General features: G+C 72.7%; 20 protein-coding genes. 11 read left to right on the top strand and 9 right to left on the bottom strand.

What is annotated here, in order from left to right; translation table 11 throughout:
- The first annotated feature begins 8 nt into the window (after positions 1 to 8).
- The 9 genes from AB0M18_RS25220 to AB0M18_RS25260 all read left to right on the top strand — a co-directional run bounded on the left by AB0M18_RS25220 (position 9) and on the right by AB0M18_RS25260 (position 7,226).
- Entirely contained in the window at positions 9 to 422 is a 414-nt protein-coding gene (locus AB0M18_RS25220) for a roadblock/LC7 domain-containing protein (RefSeq protein WP_128978734.1), read from the top strand.
- A 93-nt stretch (positions 423 to 515) separates the two neighbouring features.
- The gene (locus AB0M18_RS25225; RefSeq protein ID WP_365761694.1) at positions 516 to 1,058 is read left to right on the top strand and encodes a DUF742 domain-containing protein; all 543 of its coding nucleotides are present in this window, start codon (positions 516 to 518) and stop codon (positions 1,056 to 1,058) included.
- A complete protein-coding gene (locus tag AB0M18_RS25230) occupies positions 1,039 to 1,620 on the top strand; it encodes an ATP/GTP-binding protein (protein ID WP_017235983.1) in 582 nt (193 codons plus the stop codon). The genes AB0M18_RS25225 and AB0M18_RS25230 overlap by 20 nt, the downstream gene beginning before the upstream one ends.
- 177 nt (positions 1,621 to 1,797) lie before the next feature.
- Positions 1,798 to 2,799 (top strand): serine/threonine-protein kinase, encoded by a 1,002-nt coding sequence (locus tag AB0M18_RS25235; RefSeq protein ID WP_365761696.1) that lies wholly within the window; start codon positions 1,798 to 1,800, stop codon positions 2,797 to 2,799.
- Positions 2,789 to 3,265 carry a hypothetical protein gene (locus AB0M18_RS25240; RefSeq protein ID WP_365761698.1) on the top strand — a complete coding sequence of 159 codons (477 nt, stop codon included), beginning with the start codon at positions 2,789 to 2,791 and terminating at the stop codon, positions 3,263 to 3,265. The genes AB0M18_RS25235 and AB0M18_RS25240 overlap by 11 nt, the downstream gene beginning before the upstream one ends.
- A gap of 4 nt (positions 3,266 to 3,269) precedes the next feature.
- Positions 3,270 to 4,061, top strand: a complete 792-nt coding sequence (locus AB0M18_RS25245) for a hypothetical protein (protein WP_365761700.1) — start codon at positions 3,270 to 3,272, stop codon at positions 4,059 to 4,061.
- 114 nt (positions 4,062 to 4,175) lie between these two features.
- A complete protein-coding gene (locus tag AB0M18_RS25250) occupies positions 4,176 to 4,964 on the top strand; it encodes a hypothetical protein (protein WP_365761702.1) in 789 nt (262 codons plus the stop codon).
- Between the two features lie 47 nt (positions 4,965 to 5,011).
- Positions 5,012 to 5,827 (top strand): PP2C family serine/threonine-protein phosphatase, encoded by an 816-nt coding sequence (locus AB0M18_RS25255; protein ID WP_365761704.1) that lies wholly within the window; start codon positions 5,012 to 5,014, stop codon positions 5,825 to 5,827.
- Positions 5,814 to 7,226: a hypothetical protein gene (locus AB0M18_RS25260; RefSeq protein WP_365761706.1), complete on the top strand. Its 1,413-nt coding sequence runs from the start codon at positions 5,814 to 5,816 to the stop codon at positions 7,224 to 7,226. The genes AB0M18_RS25255 and AB0M18_RS25260 overlap by 14 nt, the downstream gene beginning before the upstream one ends.
- Before the next feature lie 92 nt (positions 7,227 to 7,318).
- Here AB0M18_RS25260 and AB0M18_RS25265 read toward each other — a convergent pair whose 3' ends face one another.
- The 3 genes from AB0M18_RS25265 to AB0M18_RS25275 all read right to left on the bottom strand — a co-directional run bounded on the left by AB0M18_RS25265 (position 7,319) and on the right by AB0M18_RS25275 (position 9,888).
- Positions 7,319 to 7,522, bottom strand: coding sequence for an acyl-CoA carboxylase subunit epsilon (locus AB0M18_RS25265; protein WP_265864676.1), 204 nt, complete (start codon positions 7,520 to 7,522; stop codon positions 7,319 to 7,321).
- A gap of 44 nt (positions 7,523 to 7,566) precedes the next feature.
- On the bottom strand, positions 7,567 to 9,150 hold the full coding sequence (locus AB0M18_RS25270) for an acyl-CoA carboxylase subunit beta (RefSeq protein ID WP_365761708.1): 1,584 nt from the start codon (positions 9,148 to 9,150) through the stop codon (positions 7,567 to 7,569).
- A 225-nt stretch (positions 9,151 to 9,375) separates the two neighbouring features.
- Positions 9,376 to 9,888 carry a hypothetical protein gene (locus AB0M18_RS25275; RefSeq protein ID WP_365761767.1) on the bottom strand — a complete coding sequence of 171 codons (513 nt, stop codon included), beginning with the start codon at positions 9,886 to 9,888 and terminating at the stop codon, positions 9,376 to 9,378.
- 296 nt (positions 9,889 to 10,184) lie between these two features.
- Between AB0M18_RS25275 and AB0M18_RS25280 the strand changes: the two genes are divergently transcribed.
- Complete coding sequence (locus AB0M18_RS25280) at positions 10,185 to 10,796, top strand: YceI family protein (RefSeq protein WP_365761710.1); 612 nt, start codon at positions 10,185 to 10,187, stop codon at positions 10,794 to 10,796.
- Between the two features lie 102 nt (positions 10,797 to 10,898).
- Here AB0M18_RS25280 and AB0M18_RS25285 read toward each other — a convergent pair whose 3' ends face one another.
- Positions 10,899 to 12,059, bottom strand: coding sequence for a serine hydrolase domain-containing protein (locus tag AB0M18_RS25285; protein ID WP_365761712.1), 1,161 nt, complete (start codon positions 12,057 to 12,059; stop codon positions 10,899 to 10,901).
- 115 nt (positions 12,060 to 12,174) lie between these two features.
- Between AB0M18_RS25285 and dnaN the strand changes: the two genes are divergently transcribed.
- Positions 12,175 to 13,287, top strand: a complete 1,113-nt coding sequence (gene dnaN / locus AB0M18_RS25290) for a DNA polymerase III subunit beta (RefSeq protein WP_365761714.1) — start codon at positions 12,175 to 12,177, stop codon at positions 13,285 to 13,287.
- A gap of 5 nt (positions 13,288 to 13,292) precedes the next feature.
- Here dnaN and AB0M18_RS25295 read toward each other — a convergent pair whose 3' ends face one another.
- From AB0M18_RS25295 to AB0M18_RS25315, 5 genes are all read right to left on the bottom strand, one after another.
- A complete protein-coding gene (locus AB0M18_RS25295; protein ID WP_365761716.1) occupies positions 13,293 to 14,639 on the bottom strand; it encodes a hypothetical protein in 1,347 nt (448 codons plus the stop codon).
- Positions 14,640 to 14,692: 53 nt separating this feature from the next.
- A complete protein-coding gene (gene cimA / locus AB0M18_RS25300; protein ID WP_365761718.1) occupies positions 14,693 to 16,309 on the bottom strand; it encodes a citramalate synthase in 1,617 nt (538 codons plus the stop codon).
- 282 nt (positions 16,310 to 16,591) lie between these two features.
- Entirely contained in the window at positions 16,592 to 17,914 is a 1,323-nt protein-coding gene (locus AB0M18_RS25305; protein WP_365761720.1) for an MFS transporter, read from the bottom strand.
- Positions 17,915 to 17,995: 81 nt separating this feature from the next.
- A complete protein-coding gene (locus AB0M18_RS25310; RefSeq protein WP_365761769.1) occupies positions 17,996 to 18,535 on the bottom strand; it encodes a TetR/AcrR family transcriptional regulator in 540 nt (179 codons plus the stop codon).
- A 156-nt stretch (positions 18,536 to 18,691) separates the two neighbouring features.
- Complete coding sequence (locus tag AB0M18_RS25315; protein ID WP_365761722.1) at positions 18,692 to 18,814, bottom strand: hypothetical protein; 123 nt, start codon at positions 18,812 to 18,814, stop codon at positions 18,692 to 18,694.
- Positions 18,815 to 18,834: the final 20 nt, after the last annotated feature.

The raw sequence follows: 18,834 nt of genomic DNA on the forward strand, positions 1-18,834 counted from the left end.
TGAGCGCGATGAGCCAGGCGGCGCAGAATCTGAACTGGTTGATCACCAACTTCGTGGACAACACCCCCGGGGTGTCGCACACGGTGGTGGTCTCCGCCGACGGCCTCCTCCTTGCGATGTCCGAAGGGTTCCCCCGCGACCGCGCCGACCAGCTCGCGGCGGTCGCGTCCGGACTCACCTCGCTGACCGCGGGCGCGTCCCGGATCTTCGAGGGCGGTGCGGTCAACCAGACCGTCGTGGAGATGGAGCGCGGCTTCCTCTTCATCATGTCGATCTCGGACGGCTCCTCGCTGGCCGTGCTCGCGCACCCCGAGTCCGACATCGGTCTCGTGGGCTACGAGATGGCCCTGCTCGTCGACCGGGCGGGCAGTGTGCTCACCCCCGATCTGCGGGCCGAGCTCCAGGGAAGTCTGCTCAACTAACAGACAGACAGTGCGTTTCTCGCCACCGCACCGTAGGGTGCGGTGGCGCGGTTCCAAGGGACATGGGACCGCGAAGCAGTCGGAGGAGGAGAAGTGGGCACACCCCCGGGCGGAAGCCCCTACAACGGTTTTGACGCGCAGCAGCCTCTTGGCGACCCCGCGCAGAACCGCTACAACTTTCCCTCCGCGCCGAGCAGATCGGGTGTGTCGCAGCCGTACCAGCAGCCTCAGGCCCAGCCCACGCCCACCGGCGCGCCCGGCGCGCCGGCCGGCCGTGCGGGCTCCGCGGGCGGGAACAACCCGCTCGTCCGCCCGTACGCCATGACCGGCGGCCGGACCCGGCCGCGTTACCAGCTCGCCATCGAGGCGCTGGTCAGTACCACGGCCGATCCGGCCCGGCTGCAGGGCCAGTTGCCCGAGCACCAGCGGATCTGCCGGCTGTGCTTCGAGATCAAGTCGGTCGCCGAGATCTCCGCACTGCTCTCCATCCCCCTCGGCGTTGCCCGGATCCTCGTCGCCGACCTGGCCGAGGCCGGACTCGTAGCCATCCACCAGCCCGGCGGCGACGAAGCCGCCGGCGGTCAGCCAGACGTGACACTGCTCGAAAGGGTGCTCAGTGGACTTCGCAAGCTCTAGCGGCGGGGCGGCCCGTTCAACCACCAGCGCGAAGATCGTGGTGGCGGGCGGCTTCGGCGTGGGCAAGACCACGTTCGTCGGCGCGGTCTCGGAGATCAACCCGCTGCGAACCGAGGCCGTCATGACGTCCGCTTCCGCGGGCATCGACGACCTCACCCACACGGGCGACAAGACGACGACGACCGTCGCCATGGACTTCGGCCGCATCACCCTGGACCAGGACCTGATCCTGTACCTCTTCGGTACGCCCGGTCAGGACCGCTTCTGGTTCATGTGGGACGACCTGGTCCGCGGCGCCATCGGCGCCGTCGTCCTGGTGGACACCCGGCGGCTCGCCGACTGCTTCCCGGCGGTCGACTACTTCGAGAACTCGGGCCTGCCCTTCGTCATCGCGCTCAACGGCTTCGACGGCCACCAGCCGTACCAGCCCGAGGAGGTCCGCGAGGCCCTCCAGATCGGCCCCGACACCCCGATCATCACCACCGACGCCCGCCACCGCGCGGACGCCAAGAGCGCGCTCATCACGCTCGTCGAGCACGCCCTCATGGCCCGTCTGCGGTAGTCGTCCCACCGCTTCGTGCCGAAGGCCGCGTCCCGGAGACGGGAGCGCGGCCTTCGGCATATGCCCCTCGGAACGTGCCCTTCGGCGCTGCCCTTCGGAACGTGATCCCCGACACGCGAAACCGCCCCCGCGGGGCGGGGCGTCCAGTACGTTGTACGGGGACCTCGGGGGGAGACGATGGGCTCGCTGGACGGTACGCGCCGGATCGGCCGCTTCACGGTCGAACGCACGCTGGGCAATGGCGGGATGGGCAAGGTCTACCTGTGCCGCACACCCGCCGGGTTACGCCTGGCGGTCAAGGTGATCAGCACCGAGCTCGCCCACTCGCGGGCCGGCCGGATCAGGTTCCACCGCGAGGTCGAGGCCCTGCGCGACGTGCGCAGCCCGTACACCCTCCCGCTGTACGACGCCCAGACGCTCACCCCGCCGTACTGGCTCGCCTCCCGCTACGTGGAGGGCCCCACCCTCGACCAGCACGTGCGCAAGCGGGGGCCGCTGCCCGAGCGGCGGGTCGCCGAACTGGGCGCGATGCTCGCCGAGGCACTGGCCGGGGTGCACGCCCACGGGCTGATCCACCGGGACCTCAAGCCCAGCAACATCATCCTGGAGGACGGCGAGCCCCGGCTCATCGACTTCGGCATCGTCCGCTCCGACAGCTGGACCCGGGGCCTGACCGATCCCCTGTCGCCGCCCGGCACCAACGGCTTCATCCCGGCCGAGAGCCTGCGCGGCGGCGAACCGACGCCCGCCGTCGACGTGTTCGCGCTCGGGGTCGTGCTGGTCTTCGCCGCCACCGGCCTGCTGCCCTTCGGGCACGGACTGCCCGCCACCCTGCGGATCTACCAGGGCGTGCCGCCCCGGCTCGCCGGCGTGCCGACCGCGCTCGCCGGCATCGTCCGCTCCTGCCTCTCCCCCGCCCCCGCCGACCGGCCCGGGCCGGAACAGCTGATGGCGGAGCTCGGGGCGCTGATGAAACCCCCGCCGGGGGCCGGGCCTCCGGCGCCGAAGCCGCCGCGGCAGCGCACCGTCCCGGTCGCCGATCCCCCGCACCACTGCCATGCCCCCGTGCCGCCGGCCGCCGGCGGGGGCTGCGCGCTGCGCCCGGTCGCCGCGCGACTGCTCGCGGCCGGGCTGACCCGTCCGCTGATCCGGAAGGCGGTGCTGCACCGTGAGCCCTGAGCCCGTGGTCGAACTGCGCGACGGCTGGGAGTCGTTGGTACGGGAATGGGCGCGCCGTCGCGGCGAGCCCGTCCACGCCGAGGACGGCGCCCTCCTCCTGGAGACCAGGACCGGCGACCCGTCCGGGCCCCGGCTCACCGTGGACATCAGCAGGGCGGCCGGCTCGCTCGTGGTGGCCGTCACCGACGGGACGCTGGTCCCGTCCGACCGGCTGGCCCCGACGGCGGCCGCCGCGACCGCGTGGAACGCCCACGAGGTGACCCCGGCGGCCGTGCTCGGCGACGCCCGCAGCGAGGAGCCGCTGCTCTCCGCGGTGCTCGCGCTGCCGCTGGTCTGCCATCTCACCGCCACCGGGTTCGCGAGCACCCTCGACGCGCTGCTCGACCGCTCGGTGCGGCTGCTGCGGGAGTGCCACGACCTGGGATTCGTGCTGCGGAGCTCCGATGACATCACCTCGCCGGAGTGAGCCCGTGGAGACCTCCGCGCTGATCCTCACCCTCGTGGTGCTGCCGCCGACGGCCCTGCTGTTCGCGCTCTGGGCGAGCACCGGCTCCTGGTTCTCCGGCTCCCGCCCGGAGGAGCCGGAGCGGCCGGAGCAGGCGCCGTCGTCGCAGCGGCCCGAGCCCGAGGAACAGAGCCCCGAGGAGGCGCCCATGCCCGAGCAGGACGGGACCCGGGAGGGGCGGGGCGTCCGGGCGCGGCCCGAGCGGGCGGCCCACCCCCGGCTCCAGGACGACGTCCGCTGGGTGGTGTCCAACTCGCGCGCGGTCCTCGGCGACGCCCTCGACACCGCGCTCGACGCGGCGGCCGGCCTGCTGCCGTTCCGTACGAACCCGGGCCAGGGTCCGGCGGAGCCCGTACCGGCCCCGGATCCCGGACCGCCCGCGGCGCTGCCGCCCTCGCCCCGGGCCCCCGAACTGCCCAGCGGCTGGCGGCCGGCGCGGGAGCCCGACCCCGAACCGGTCCCGACACCGGAGCCCGCACCGGAGCCGGCCGCCGGGCCCGGGACCGTGTACCGGGCCGCCGCCGCGACGGCCGCCGCACGGGAGTCCGACACCCTCGCCCTCGGCACCGGATACCGGGCCGTCGTCACCGCCGCGACCTGGCTGCGCCCCGACGGGTACGTGGAGTGGGACGGCGCCCTGTGCCGGGCCCGCTGGCGCGGCCCCGCGTCGGCCTACCCGCGCCCCGGGGACCTGGTCCGGGTCACCGCGTCGCCGGACACCGACCCGCCGCTGCTCATCGCCTCCCCGCTCTCCTGAACCCCTCGCCCTCCCGAACTCCCCGCCCTCCTGAACTCCTCGTCCTCCTGACGCACATCTGAAGCACGCCCACCACCCACCGTCCCCGTTCCGCACTCGCACGCCGGAGTAGCCGTGTACCCGACCGCAAGTCCCGACGAAGCCCCGCTCCCCGTGCCGTACATGGGCTTCGAGTTCGACAGCGCCCAGCGGCTGCCGCTGCTGCTGTGCCTGGACACCTCCTCGTCGCTCAGCCAGAGCGGCGCGATCGGCGCCCTCAACGACGCCCTCGACTCGTGGGCCGGGAGCCTCGCCGAGGACACCGCGCTCAGCGCCGCCGTGGACGTCGCCCTCATCACCTTCGGCGGCACCGAGGGCATCACCGTCTGGCAGGGCGCCACCCCGCTCGGCGCGCTCGCCCCGCGCTGGCCGCACAGCCCCTTCGTACCGGCCCACGAGTTCCGGCCGCCGGCGCTGCGCGCGCACGGCGTGACGCTGATGGACCGGGCGCTGCGGCTCGCCATGGAGGTCGTCGCCGACTACAAGGCAGGGCTGCGCGAGGAGGGCCTCACCTACTACCGGCCGCAGATCTGCGTGGTCACCGACGGCGCGCCCAGCGACGAGCAGGGCCGTTTCTCGCACGCGTACCGGGATCTGCTGCCCGAGCTGCGCAAGGCCGAGGAGGAGCGCCGCTTCCGTCTCTTCGCGGTCGGCGTCGGCGAGCGGCACGCCGGTGCCGAGGAGGTCCTCAAGGAGCTGGCACCGCACTACCACGCCTGGCTGGACGGCTTCCCGTTCGCCGAACTGCTCACCGCGATGTCGCACAGCGCCCGGGCCACCCAGGGCGGTGCCGACGAGGCCGAGTTCCAGGAGATCTTCGCCCGGCTGAAGAGGCGGCGCGGCGGCGGGCAGGTCCCGGCGTGAGCCCGGGCGGGCCGAGCCGGCGGGGCCGGCCGGCCCATCGCTGGCGGGTGCACGGGATCAGCGCGACCGGTTACCGGCATCTGCGGGACGACAAGCCCTGCCAGGACGCCTGGAGGCACCGGGAGGTCCCGGGCGGCCTGGTCCTGGCGGTGGCGGACGGCGCGGGCAGCGCCGAACGCTCCGGCGAGGGCGCCCGGGTGGCGGTCGAGCTCGCGATGGACGCCTTCGCCCCGGTCGCCGCTCCCTGGCGGCCCGGCGACGACCCGCGCGAGCGCAGGGAGTTGCTGACCGAGGCCTTCCGCGAGGTCCGCGCCGAGTTCCTGACCTGGTGCGCGGGCCCCGCGGCCCCCTTCGCGACGACCCTCACCGTGGTGGTGGCCGCCGAGGGCTGGCTGGGGCAGGTGTCGATCGGCGACGGTCTGGTGCTCGTACGGGGAGAGGGCCGCGCGCCGGACGAGCGCCCGCCCGGCGGCGGGGACACGGCCTCGCCGCCGGGCCCCGCCTCGTACCATCTGCTCCCCCAGACCCACACCGGCAGCGAGTACGCCAACGAGACCGTCTTCCTCGGCTCGCCGACCGCGCTCGGGCAACTGCGCGTGGACTGCGTCCGCGACCCGATGATCGACGGGGTGCTGCTGTCCACGGACGGGCTCACCCACGCCCTGCTGCGCCGCTCCCCCGCCGGGCCGCCGCTGCCGCACGACGCCTTCCTCGGCCATCTCTTCGAACGGCTCGGCCGGGACGGCTACGACCACGACGAGGAGGACCGCCGGCTCGCGGAATTCCTCGCCTCCGACCAGATCTCCCGAGTGACCGGGGACGACAAGACTCTCCTGTGGGCGATACGACATGACGACCACTGACGGCACCGGCGCCGGCACCGGCTCCGACCCCGGCGACGACTCCCTCACCGACGCCGTGGAGCTGACGCTCGGCGACGGCACCCGGATCAGCCGCACCGGCAAACCGCTCGGCACCGGCGGCCAGGGCAGCGTCTGGGCCTTCGCGGAGCGCGCCGACCTCGCCGGAAAGATCTACAACCGGCCGCCCGACGCCGCCCAGTTGCGCCGGCTCGCCGCGATGCTGCGCGCCGACCCGCTGGCCGGGGAGCGGCTCGCGGCCGGGCAGCCGCCCATGCTGGTGTGGCCGGTGCAGCTGATCGAGTCGGCGGGCCGGCCGGTCGGCTACGGGATGCCGATCCTGGACCCGGCGGCGCACGTCCGGCTGAGCGGGCTGCTGCAGAAGAACGTGCGGCGCAGCCAGTACCGGGGCCGGGCGCACTGGGGCTTCCTGCTCGGGGTGGCGTCCAACCTCGCGTACATGACGGCGGAGCTGCACCAGCGCGGCTATGTGGTGGGCGATCTGTCCAGCGCGAACGCGGTGGTCGACCCGCGGGGCTATGTCACCCTGCTCGACTGCGACTCCTTCGCCTTCACCGATCCGCTGACCGGCGAGTTCTTCGGCAGCGACGTCTTCACGGACGACTACGCGGGGCCCGAGCGGCACCGCGGCGGGCCGCCCACCCGGCACTCGGACGACTTCGCCCTCGCCGTCCTCGTCTACCAGCTGCTGACCAGCGGGAACCATCCGTACGACGGGAGCCCGCGGGTCGGTCAGGCCGAGTCCACCCGCAGGGACAACGTCCTGGCCGGGAACTCCTTCCTGGTGCATCCGGACCGGGTGCGGGTGCCGCGCCGGCAGCTGCCGGTCGAGACGCTGCCGCCGGAGGTGCTGCGGCTGGCGCGGCAGACCTTCGGGCCCGGCTGGCGCGAGCCCGCCCGGCGGCCCTCCTCGGCGGCGTGGCTGGAGGCCCTGGACGAGGCGAAGGAGTCGGTGGTGGTGTGCGGCGCGGTGCCGGAGCACCACTACGGCGGGCATCTGCGGGCCTGCCCGTGGTGCGCGCACGCGGCGAAGGGTCACCCGGATCCGTTCACGGGCGGCGGCGGGACCCGGGTCCGGGCCCCGGGATCCTCCACCTCGGCCTCCACCTCGGCCTCCGCGTCGGCGTCGGCGTCCGCGTCCAGGTCCACGTCGGCGTCGGCATCCGCGTCCGCGTCCGCGAAGTCCTCCGCGCCGCCTCCGCCGCCCCCTCCGACACCGCCCCCGGCCCCGGCCCCGGCCCCGGCCGCTCCCGCGCAGAAGCCCGAGCCGCTGTCCAAGGGCGACATCGCGCTCGCGATCACGCTGATCGTGGGTGCGCTGGCCATCCTGGTCGGGGTGGTCTGGGGGATCGTCGCGCTGATCGGATTCCTGCTGTCCTGACGTCGTGGCGTCGTGGCGTCCTGACGGGCATACGGCTGAGGGCCGGACCCCGGGTGTTCCCGGTGTCCGGCCCTCAGCCGTCGGTACGTACGTCAGCGCCAGCTGTGCGGGGCGCGGAAGCCGTTCTCGCGCTCCAGGCGGCGCCAGCCGGCGGTGCGGGGACGGTGGTGGGCGGCCGGCTCGGCGGGCTGGGCCGCGGCGCGGGCGAGGAGGACCGCGGTGATGGCGGCGAGTTCCTCGGGGTCGGCGTGGCCCTTCTCGACCCGGAGCAGGTTGGCTGTGGCAGGCGTGGTCACTTCGGTGAGCTCCTCTGATGAGGCTTGCTGCGGCTTGGGGAGGCTTACTGCGGCGGGTTGCCGTGCTTGCGGGACGGCAGGTCCGCGTGCTTGGTGCGGAGCATCGCGAGGGACTTGGCGAGCACCTCGCGGGTCTCGGCGGGGTCGATGACGTCGTCGACCAGGCCGCGCTCCGCCGCGTAGTACGGGTGCATCAGCTCGGCCTTGTACTCCTTGACCATGCGCGTCCGCATCGCCTCGGGGTCCTCGGCCTCCGCGATCTGCTTGCGGAAGATCACGTTCGCGGCGCCCTCGGCGCCCATGACCGCGATTTCGTTGGTGGGCCAGGCGTACGTCAGGTCGGCGCCGATGGACTGGGAGTCCATCACGATGTACGCGCCGCCGTATGCCTTGCGCAGGATCAGCGAGATCCGGGGCACGGTCGCGTTGCAGTAGGCGTACAGCAGCTTGGCGCCGTGCCGGATGATTCCACCGTGCTCCTGGTCTACACCAGGGAGGAAGCCGGGTACGTCCAGAAGAGTGATGATCGGGATGTTGAAGGCGTCGCACATCTGCACGAAGCGGGCGGCCTTCTCGGAGGCCTCGATGTCGAGGACACCGGCGAGGGACTGCGGCTGGTTGGCGACGATGCCGACGACCTGGCCGTCGAGCCGGGCCAGGGCGCAGATGATGTTGCGGGCCCAGCGCTCGTGGATCTCCAGGTAGTCGCCCTCGTCGACGAGCTCCTCGATGACCTTGTGCATGTCGTACGGACGGTTGCCGTCGGCCGGCACCAGGTCGAGCAGCACGTCGGAGCGGCGGTCCGCCGGGTCCTCGGAGGCGACGACCGGCGGGTTCTCGCGGTTGTTCTGCGGCAGCATCGACAGCAGGTACCGCACCTCGGCGATGCAGGTCTCCTCGTCGTCGTACGCGAAGTGCGCCACGCCGCTCGTCTCGGCGTGCACGTCCGCGCCGCCGAGACCGTTCTGGGTGATCTCCTCGCCGGTGACCGCCTTGACGACGTCGGGGCCGGTGATGAACATCTGCGAGGTCTCGCGGACCATGAAGACGAAGTCCGTGAGGGCCGGGCTGTAGGCGGCGCCGCCGGCGCAGGGGCCGAGCATCACGGAGATCTGCGGGATGACGCCCGAGGCCTTGGTGTTGCGCTGGAAGATGCCGCCGTAGCCGGCGAGGGCGGAGACGCCCTCCTGGATACGGGCGCCGGCGCCGTCGTTCAGGGAGACCAGCGGCGCACCGGCCGCGATGGCCATGTCCATGATCTTGTGGATCTTGGTGGCGTGGGCCTCGCCGAGGGCGCCGCCGAAGATCCGGAAGTCGTGCGCGTAGGTGAAGACCGTGCGGCCCTCGACCGTGCCCCAGCCGGTGATGACACCGTCGGTGTACGGCTTCTTCGCCTCCAGGCCGAAGCCGCTGGCGCGGTGCCGGCGCAGCTGCTCGACCTCCTGGAAGGAACCCGGGTCCAGGAGCAGCTCGATCCGCTCGCGCGCGGTCAGCTTGCCCTTCGCGTGCTGCGCCTCGGTCGCACGGTCACTCGGGCCGCGCCGCGCCTGCTCGCGCAGTTCGTGCAGCTCGGCCACGCGGCCACGGGCGTCGGCGGGCTCGCTCGGGATCTGGTCCACAACGGTCATGTACCGACCCTACGAACTCACCCGAGAAAACCCCGCCGTCGACTCCGTACAGTCTCGCGTGTCGAATCCTGGTGGGGCATGACAGAACCGTCGCCCCATCGGATCGAGTCAACAGCCGGAGACCCCCGATGCTTGTAGGGTTTCCACATAGCTTGCACGTCGACCGACACCGGGGACCGCCGAGGCGCCCGTCCGGGGACGGGCGCCTCGGCCGCAGCACACCGCTCAGCAGCCGCCGCAGTTGTAGTAGGTGACGTCCCAGTGGTTGCCCTCGTCGGCGTAGATGTTGCCGGAGCCGGACTTCCACTGCGGGGCGCCGTCGCCACGCAGGCCGATGTAGGTGAAGTTGTTCTTGATGTAGCTGCCGACGCACGTGTACTTGCTGTAGTCGAGCTTGTAGCCGTTCCAGTGCGAGTACGTGCCGCTCGCGTGGCCGGTCTCGGTGCCGCCGGTGATGTTGAGGGCGCAGCCGCTGGCCCGCTTGAGGGTCTGGGCGCCCTGGGCGGTGGCGAGGTTGAGCTGCTCGAAGGACGTGCAGGTGGAGTTGTAGCGGTCCGAGCAGCCGCCGGACGAGGACCAGGTGATGCCGACCTCGCGGAACATCGAGGTCGCGGTGGCGTGGCTGATCTTGGTGACGGCGGCGTGGGCCTCGCCGGCGCCGGCGAGGACGCCGAAGCCGGGCGCGAAGAGCGCGCCCAGGACCAGGGCGAGCGCGGTGAGGACGGAGCGGAGCCTCATGGGGGACTGGAGTCTCATGGGGGACTTCACGGGGATGCCTCCTGCGGATGACCGTGACGGTTGGGGACGGCTGTGCAGGTGGTGCGTGTGCTCGGTGCGCATGATGCCGCAGTTCTACGCGCGTCCACCAGAGGGCGTGAGGGGCGGGCTTCGAGGCGGGCCGGATCCGTTCGGATGAACGTCCTCCCTAGATGTTGAAAGTTGAACGGAATAGGCCTATGGTCGATGTCGTTGAAGGTTCAACGAATGCACGACCAAGCGCCTCCCCCGCGCACCGTCCCCCCAAGGAGCACGTCATGGGTCTCTTCAGCCGCAAGAACAACACCGAGTCCGCCGCCGTCGCCACCCTCCCCGTGGACCCGGCCCTGGCCGCCCTCACCGGCGACTACACCATCGACCCGGCCCACAGCAGCATCGGCTTCACCGTCCGGCACGCCATGGTCACCAACGTCCGCGGCACCTTCGCCGAGCACGAGGGCTCGCTGAAGCTGAACGGCACCGACCCGGCCGCCTCCAGCGCCTCCATCGACGTCAGGATCGCCTCGATCGACACCGGCATCGCGGACCGCGACGGGCACCTGCGCAGCGGTGACTTCTTCGACGCGGAGACCTTCCCGCTGATGACCTTCCGCTCCACCGAGGCCGCGCACCTGGGCGGCGACAAGTACCAGATCAAGGGCGACCTGACCATCAAGGACGTCACCAAGCCGCTCGCCGTCGACCTCGAGTTCAACGGCACCGCGACCGACGTCTACGGCAACGAGCGGGTCGGCTTCGAGGGCTCCGCCGAGATCCTGCGCTCCGAGTGGGGCCTGACCTGGAACGCGGCCCTGGAGACCGGTGGCGTCATGGTCTCCGACAAGGTGAAGCTGAACTTCGACATCTCCGCCATCAAGAACGCCGCCTGATCCACCGGATCGACCGGGCCGGCCCACCACCGGCCCCACGGCGACGAGCCACCCCGAACCCGGCAGCCCGTGGGCTGCCGGGCGGCGGTGTTTCCGCCCCGGTCAGGCGCGGCCGTCCAGGCGGTCCGCGGCCGCGGTGACCGCGCGGATCAGGCGGGCGTTCTCCGGGGCGCCGGGGCCGGCCAGGAAGCCGAAGCGGCGGCGGGCGTAGCTGTAGGAGAGGGTGCGGGAGGGGTCGGCGAGGGACTGGGTGCCGGGGGCGCCGCTGTGGCCGACGGCGGTCGGGCCGAGCGAGGGGTAGCGGGTGGCGAGCGGGACGAAGCCGAGGCCGAAGGCGTTGTTCTCGCCGGTGACCAGGTCCGTGCCCGAGGAGTGCACCCGGGAGAACTCGGCGAGCGTCTCCGGCTTGAGCAGCGGGGGCCGGCCGTCGAGCTCGCCGGCCACCGCCGCGTACACCCGGGCCAGGCCGCGCGCGGTGCCGACGCCGCCGCCGGAGAGCGGCGAGGCGGCGTGCACGGCGCGGGAGTTGCCGAAGGCGATGATGTCGAAGGGCGGATCGGCCTGCTGGTCGAAGGCGACGGCGAGCAGGCTGTCCGGCGCGACCGGGTGCTCCGCCTCGAAGGCCTCCTGGACCGGGGTGCGCAGCACCGGCAGGGCCGGGCGGAAGCGGGCCTTCAGCTCCTCGGGCAGGCCGAGGTGGTAGTCGGCGCCGTACGGCTCGCGGACCCGCTCGGCGTAGTGGTCCTGGACCGTGCGGCCGGTGGCGCGCAGCACGACCTCGCCGGCCAGGGCGCCGAAGCTGAGCGCGTGGTAGCCGTGGCCGGTGCCGGGCTCCCAGTACGGGGCGTGGGCGGCGATCCGGGCGGCGACCAGGCGGTCGTCGGCGAGCTCGTCGAGGGTGAAGCCGCCGGTGACGCCGAGGGCGCCGGCCCGGTGGGCGAGCAGCTCGCGGACGGTGACGGCGCCCTTGCCCTCGGCGGCGAACTCCGGCCAGTAGGATCTCACTTCGCGGTCCAGGTCGAGGGCGCCGTCCTGCACGAGGAGGGCGGCGACCAGGGCGGTGACGCCCTTGGCGGAGGAGTAGAGCGCGAGGAGGGTGTCGCCGTCGACGCCCTCGCCGCCCCACAGGTCGACCACGAGCTCGCCGCGGTGGTAGACCGCGAGCTGGGCGCCGCCGTCGCGCGCCTCGTCGGCCGCGACCGTGGCGAACTCCTCCCGTACGGACTCGAATCCGCTCGCCACGGTGCCGTGGACCTGCGTCATGACCGCCCCTCCCCCTTCGTGCGCGGATGCCTCAGAGTGCCGAACGATCAAGACCGCGCCGGGATTCCCGCTCCGTCCGGGGCGATTGTCAGTGGCGGTCGCTAGCGTCGGCGGCATGGAATTGCGTATCGACAGCGGGGCGTTGACCGAGGCTGTGGGCTGGGCCGCCCGCGTGCTGCCCGCCCGTTCTCCCGTGCCCGTCCTCGGCGGTCTGCTCCTGGAGGCGGCGGACGGCCGGCTCACCGTCTCCGGTCTGGACTACGAGGCCTCGGCCCGGACCGAGGCCGACGCCGAGGTGCTCGGGGAGGGCCGGGCATTGGTGCTCGGGCGGCGACTGCTCGACATCTGCAAGGTGCTGCCGCAGGGCCCGGTGGAGTGCGCGGTGGACGGGGCGCGCCTGTCGGTGACCGGCGGGGACGCCCGGTTCGGGCTCTCGCTGCTGCCGCTGGACGACTACCCGGACCGGCCGGCGCTGCCCGCGCTGCGCGGCGAGGTCGACGCGGCGGCGTTCGCGGCGGCCGTCGGGCATGTGGCGGTGGCGGCCGGCCGGGACGACGCGCTGCCGGTGCTCACCGGGATACGGCTCGGCCTGGACGGCACCACGATGACGCTGGCCGCGACCGACCGCTATCGGTACGCGGTGCGCACCCTGGAGTGGAAGCCGGCGGCGGACGCCTCCGGCGAGGCGCTGGACGTCGTGGTGCCGGCCCGCCGGCTCACCGAGGTCGCCCGCTCGTTCACCGGCGCCGGGACGGTCCGGCTCGCCCTGGACGGCGGCTCGATCGGTTTCGAGAGCGGCGGGATGCGCACCACCACCCGGCTGCTCGACGGCCGGCTCCCCCGGCACGACAAGCTCTTCGCGCTCGGGGAGCACGCGGTGGCCGTCACCGGGCGGGCGCCGCTGGTGGAGGCCGTGAAGCGGGTCGCGGTGGTCGCGGAGGGCGACAGCCCCGTACAGCTCGCCTTCGACGGGACGACCGTCCATCTCCAGGCGGGGTACGAGGACGACGTGGCCTCGCAGCGGCTGCCGGCCGCGCTGACCGGCGCCGAGGCCGTGACCGTGGCCTTCAACCCGGGCTATCTGCTCGACGCGCTCGGCTCCTTCGACGCGCCGGAGCTGAGCCTGCGGCTGCTGGGTCCGGGCCAGCGGGTCCTGATCACGGACGCGACGGACGGGGGTGAGGGCACCCACCGGCATCTGCTGATGTCGGTGAAGCCGCTGGTCTGACGCTCCTAGAAGCCGCCTCCGCCGTCGAACCCGCCACCGCCGTCGAAGCCTCCGCCGCCGCCGAAGTCGCTGCCGCCGAAGTCACCGGGGCTGAAGTCGGCGCCGGAGAAGTCGCCGCCCTGGAAGTCCTGGAAGTCGCCGCCGCCGTACTCTCCGGCGTAGGCGGGGGTGGCGAGCATCGAGCCGAGCATGGTGCCGACGAGCAGGCCGGGCAGCATGCCGCCGCCGAAGTAGCCGCCGGCCCACGGGCCGTACGCCGGGCCCGCCTCCCAGTACGGGCGGCGGCCGCCGTCGGTGTCGACCGTGCGGGCCTGCGGGTCCTGCCCGTCGTCCAGGCGGGCCGCGTCGGCGGCGCAGACCGGGACCTCGCGGGGCGAGCCGCCGGCCGGGGTCCAGGTGCGGTCCTCGGTCGAGGGTCCGTGACGCGGGTCGAAGAAGCAGGGCGGGCGGCGCTCGGGCAGCGGCCTGTGCTCCCGACGGGCGGCCAGGACCGCGAGCGAGAAGCGTCCGTCCTCCAGGGCCTGGGTGACGGCGCGCACCTCGTGCGGCCGGGTCACGGCGCCCATCCTGGACTTCGCCGTGTCGTAGGAGTCGAGGGCCCGCTCGTAGTCGCCGCGCATGGCGTCGTCGGCGCCGGGCTCGGCCGGGTGGAAGTCGAGCCGCTCCAGCTCCTCGCCGAAGGCGGTGATGTCCTCGTCCACGACGACCCGCAGCCGGTCGACGGCGGCGCGCTCCTCGGCCTCCTTGCGGAGCCGGTTGCGCCGGACCACGGCGTAGGCGCCGGCGCCGCCGGCCACCACGACACCGCCGAGGACGACGAGCCCGGCCACCGGCACCCCGGAGTCGTCGGCGGCCGTGCCCCAGGAGGCCGGGGCGGAGCCGCGCATGGTGGGCAGGGCCTGGTCGACGAAGTTGTTCAGCTCGGTGGCCGCGTCGACGCCGGGCTGGCGTACGGAGGTGACCAGGTTGTCCACGGCCGCGCTCGACATCACGACGCGGTCGGCGCCCGCGTCGAAGCGGTCGCCGAGGCGGATCGCGTAGAGCCCGGTGATCCCGGTCTGGGTGCGCACGTTCCGCAGCAGGTTCTCGGGCGGGAACTGCGCGTTCGCGGGCAGCACCGCCACGAAGAGCGGCTTGTCCGCGTCCTTGATCTTCTGGGCGAGGGCGGTCGCGTCGGCCGTGGAGAGCTGGCCTGCGGCGCCGGGGTCGACGTACACCGGGCCCTGCTTGAGGGCGGCGGCCACGTCGGGTATGCCCGTGGCCCTGGCGCTCGCGGCGGGCGCCAGGACCAGAAGCAGGAGGAGTATCAGCCCGCCGAGCGCGGACCACACGGATATCGCCCTGGTCCTCATGATTCGAAGCTACCCGAACCGGACCAAACCGAACACAGATGGCCGATACGGGATTATTCGGCCGGGTCGACGCCGGCCCGCAGCAGCCCGTACGTGAAGGCGTCCTCCAGGGCCTGCCAGGAGGCCGCGATGACGTTCTCGCCGACGCCGACCGTGGACCACTCGCCGTTGCCGTCACTGGTGGTGACCAGGACGCGGGTGGTGGACTCGGTGCCGTGCCGGCCCTCCAGGATGCGGACCTTGTAGTCGATGAGCTCGAACTTGGCGAGCTGCGGGTAGATCCGTTCCAGGCCGACCCGGATCGCCCGGTCGAGGGCGTTGACCGGGCCGTTGCCCTCGGCGGTGGCGACGATCCGCTCGCCCTTGGCCCAGAGCTTCACAGTGGCCTCGTTGGCGTGGGTGCCGTCGGGGCGGTCCTCGACGATCGCGCGCCAGGACTCCGTACGGAAGTAGCGGCGGGCACGGCCCTCCGCCTCCTCCCGGAGCAGCAGCTCGAAGGAGGCGTCGGCGGCCTCGTAGGTGTAGCCCTTGAGCTCGCGCTCCTTGACCCGCTCGACGACCCGGGCGACCAGGGCGCGGTCGCCGCCGAGGTCGATGCCGAGCTCCTTGCCCTTGAGCTCGATGGAGGCGCGGCCGGCCATGTCGGAGACCAGCATCCGCATGGTGTTGCCGACCAGCTCGGGGTCGATGTGCTGGTAGAGGTCGGGGTCCACCTTGATCGCGGAGGCGTGCAGGCCGGCCTTGTGCGCGAAGGCGGAGACGCCGACGTAGGGCTGGTGGGTGGAGGGGGTGAGGTTGACGACCTCGGCGATGGCGTGCGAGATCCGGGTCATCTCGGCGAGCGCGCCCTCGGGCAGCACCCGCTTGCCGTACTTGAGCTCCAGGGCCGCGACGACCGGGAAGAGGTTGGCGTTGCCGACCCGCTCGCCGTAGCCGTTGGCGGTGCACTGGACGTGGGTGGCGCCGGCGTCGACGGCGGCGAGGGTGTTGGCGACGGCGCAGCCGGTGTCGTCCTGGGCGTGGATGCCGAGGCGGGCGCCGGTGTCGGCGAGGACGGTGGCGACCACGGCCTGGATCTGGGCGGGGAGCATGCCGCCGTTGGTGTCGCAGAGGACGACGACGTCGGCGCCGGCCTCGTGCGCGGCGCGGACGACGGCCTTGGCGTAGCCGGGGTTCGCCTTGTAGCCGTCGAAGAAGTGCTCGCAGTCGACGAAGACCCGGCGGCCCTGGGCGCGCAGGTGGGAGACGGTGTCACGGACCATCTCCAGGTTCTCGTCGAGGGTGGTGCGCAGGGCGAGCTCGACGTGCCGGTCGTGGGACTTGGCGACCAGGGTGATCACCGGGGCGCCGGAGTCGAGCAGAGCCTTGACCTGCGGGTCGTCGGCGGCGCTGCCGCCGGCCCGGCGGGTGGCGCCGAAGGCGACCAGCTGGGCGTTCTTGAACGCGATCTCCTGGCGGGCGCGGGCGAAGAACTCGGTGTCCCGGGGGTTGGCGCCGGGCCAGCCGCCCTCGATGAAGCCGACCCCGAAGTCGTCGAGGTGTCGCGCGATGGTCAGCTTGTCCGCGACGGTGAGGTTGATGCCTTCACGCTGGGCGCCGTCGCGCAGCGTGGTGTCGAAGACATGGAAACTGTCGTCGAGGCGCGAGCCCTCGGCGTTCTCCGTGGTCATGGCTGTGATGGCTCCTGTCGGATGTGGCTCCGGAAGGTATGGATCCACTTGCCCCCATTCTCACGCGCTGTCCGTTTCCGGTACTGGTGGGGCCGGAAAACGAAAAAACCCCTCGCGGGTGCGAGAGGTCTGCGCGCGGGTCTGGGGCACGGTGTCCACTGCCGCGGGGATCGTTCCACGCTTCAGCGGCCACTGCGGACCGGCGCGCTGCTGCCGATAATCATCGTGGTAGCGAGCACGCCGGAATTCTGACACAGGTCCGGTTTCAGCGGGACGCCGGTCTCACGATACGGGCAGTCGATCTCGCGACCGCTCGGCCTCGGGGGCGGCGCCCACCCGGCCGAGATCGATGTCGCGGGTCTCCCGCATCGTGAGGTAGACGATCAGAGAGACGGCCGCGCAGCCCGCCACGTACCAGTAGTAGCCGGACTCGACGCCCGCGTCCTTGAACCACAGGGCCACGTATTCGGCGGTGCCGCCGAACAGCGCGTTGGCGATGGCGTACGGCAGGGCGACGCCGAGGGCGCGGATGCCGGTCGGGAAGAGCTCGGCCTTCACGCAGGCGTTGATCGAGGTGTAGCCGGTGACGACGACCAGGGCGAGCAGGGCGAGCCCGAGGGCCGGCCAGAAGGAGCCGGCGTGCTGGAGCAGCGTCATGATCGGCACGGTGAGGAGGGTGGAGCCGACCGCGAAGGTGATGAGCAGCGGGCGGCGTCCGATCCGGTCGGAGAGCCGGCCGGCGAGCGGCTGGAGGCAGGCGAAGACGATCAGCGCGCAGAAGGAGACCAGGGTCGCGGTCTGCTTGGGCAGCCCGGCGGAGTTGGACAGGTACTTGGTGAGGTAGGTGGTGTACGTGTAGTAGGCCACCGTGCCGCCCATGGTGAGCGCGACGACGAGGAAGGCCTCGCGCCTGTGCGCCCACAGGGCCTTGAGGGTGCCCTGCTGGCCCTGGGCGACCCCGGAGTCGGCGGTCTCCTCGTACACCTCGGTCTCCAGCATGGTCCGCCGCAGATAGAAGACGACGGCCGCGCCGAGGGCGCCGACGACGAACGGGATGCGCCAGCCCCAGCTGTGCAGGGCCTCGGTGGACATGGTCCGCTGGAGGATGATCTGCAGGCCGAGGCCGATGATCTGACCGGCCGTCATCGACACGTACTGGAAGCTGGAGGCGAAGCCGCGGTGCCGCGGCGCGGAGGCCTCGGTGAGGTAGGTGGCGCTGGCGGCGTACTCGCCGCCGACGGACAGACCCTGGAGGAGCCGGGCGATCAGCAGGACGGCGGCGCCGCCGTAGCCGGCGACGGCGTAGGTGGGAGCGACGGCGATGAGGACCGCCGAGGCGGACATCAGGGTGACGGTGAGGGTCAGGGCCGCCTTGCGGCCCTTGCGGTCACCGACCCGGCCGAGCAGCCAGCCGCCGACCGGGCGCATGAAGAAGCCGACGGCGAAGATGCCGGCGGTGTTCATGAGCTTGGCGGTGTCGTTCCCCTCGGGGAAGAACGCCCCCGCGAAGTAGGTGGCGAAGCTCGCGTACACGAACCAGTCGAACCACTCGACCATGTTGCCGGCCGACCCGACCCAGATCTTCTTCCAGTGCTCTCGTCCCATGGGCAGGAACCGTGCCGGAGGCGGCCGGTCGGCAACAAGGGCGCGCGGCGCAACAATCGGGAGTACTTGCGTGCCTAACGGTCACGGAAGCAGGGTTTCGGCGATGAACTCCCGTACGTGGTCGAGGACTTGTGACCGCCCGGTGCCGGGGATGCCGACGGCGACGTGCACGCTGAACCCGTCGAGCAGGGCCCGCATCCGGTGCGCGAAGCGGTCCGGGTCGACGGGCCGGAACTCGCCGCGCGAGACGCCCTCGGCGAGCAGCGCGACGAGGTCGCGATGCCAGGCGGCCTCGATGGCGGCCTGCCGGGCGCGGGCGTCGTCGTCGGCGTTCTGCGAGCGGTTCCAGACCTCCAGCCAGAGGGTCCAGTGCGGATCGCGCGGCCCGTCCGGCACGTACACCTCGACATAGCCGTCGAGCCGCTCCCGGGCCGTCCCGGGCCGGGCGAGCAGCGCCCCGCGCTCGGCGCCGAGCCGCCCCTCGCTCCACTCCAGGGTCTGCAGCAGCAGCTCGTCCTTGGTGCGGAAGTAGTAGAGCAGGTGCCCACTGCTCATCCCGACCTGCCGCCCGAGCCCGGCCATGGTCAGCCCGTCGAGCCCGCGCTCGGCGATGGTGTCCATGGCGGCGGCGAGCACGTCCTCGCGGGGCGGCGCGGCCTGGTTGCGGCGGCGGGGGTGGGGGGCCGGGTCGGGGGCCGGGCTGCTGCTCTGACTCACTCGTACGTTCTACAGGATCGGGCCTCGCCGGGACCCGGGCGCCGTAGAGCTCGCCGGGACTCAGGCGTCGTGGACGACGTACACGAAGAACATCGCGACGAGGAAGCCCAGCACCATGCGCACGGCGATGTGCCCGACCATGCCGGCGAGCACGCCCCACAGGATCCGCAGGACCCGCTCCATCGCGCCCCCTCCCCCGGGTG

The sequence above is a fragment of the Streptomyces sp. NPDC051909 genome, assembly GCF_040681095.1.
In the GTDB taxonomy this organism is placed as follows: domain Bacteria; phylum Actinomycetota; class Actinomycetes; order Streptomycetales; family Streptomycetaceae; genus Streptomyces.

What these genes read in the sequence shown, in the direction of transcription:
- AB0M18_RS25220 (WP_128978734.1), top strand. Translation starts at nt 9, where the DNA reads ATGAGCCAGGCGGCGCAGAATCTGAACTGGTTGATCACCAACTTCGTG.
- AB0M18_RS25235 (WP_365761696.1), top strand. Translation starts at nt 1,798, where the DNA reads ATGGGCTCGCTGGACGGTACGCGCCGGATCGGCCGCTTCACGGTCGAA.
- AB0M18_RS25260 (WP_365761706.1), top strand. Translation starts at nt 5,814, where the DNA reads ATGACGACCACTGACGGCACCGGCGCCGGCACCGGCTCCGACCCCGGC.
- AB0M18_RS25270 (WP_365761708.1), bottom strand. Translation starts at nt 9,150, where the DNA reads ATGACCGTTGTGGACCAGATCCCGAGCGAGCCCGCCGACGCCCGTGGC.
- AB0M18_RS25275 (WP_365761767.1), bottom strand. Translation starts at nt 9,888, where the DNA reads ATGAGGCTCCGCTCCGTCCTCACCGCGCTCGCCCTGGTCCTGGGCGCG.
- AB0M18_RS25280 (WP_365761710.1), top strand. Translation starts at nt 10,185, where the DNA reads ATGGGTCTCTTCAGCCGCAAGAACAACACCGAGTCCGCCGCCGTCGCC.
- AB0M18_RS25285 (WP_365761712.1), bottom strand. Translation starts at nt 12,059, where the DNA reads ATGACGCAGGTCCACGGCACCGTGGCGAGCGGATTCGAGTCCGTACGG.
- dnaN (WP_365761714.1), top strand. Translation starts at nt 12,175, where the DNA reads ATGGAATTGCGTATCGACAGCGGGGCGTTGACCGAGGCTGTGGGCTGG.
- AB0M18_RS25295 (WP_365761716.1), bottom strand. Translation starts at nt 14,639, where the DNA reads ATGAGGACCAGGGCGATATCCGTGTGGTCCGCGCTCGGCGGGCTGATA.
- cimA (WP_365761718.1), bottom strand. Translation starts at nt 16,309, where the DNA reads ATGACCACGGAGAACGCCGAGGGCTCGCGCCTCGACGACAGTTTCCAT.
- AB0M18_RS25305 (WP_365761720.1), bottom strand. Translation starts at nt 17,914, where the DNA reads ATGGGACGAGAGCACTGGAAGAAGATCTGGGTCGGGTCGGCCGGCAAC.
- AB0M18_RS25310 (WP_365761769.1), bottom strand. Translation starts at nt 18,535, where the DNA reads ATGGACACCATCGCCGAGCGCGGGCTCGACGGGCTGACCATGGCCGGG.
- AB0M18_RS25315 (WP_365761722.1), bottom strand. Translation starts at nt 18,814, where the DNA reads ATGGAGCGGGTCCTGCGGATCCTGTGGGGCGTGCTCGCCGGCATGGTC.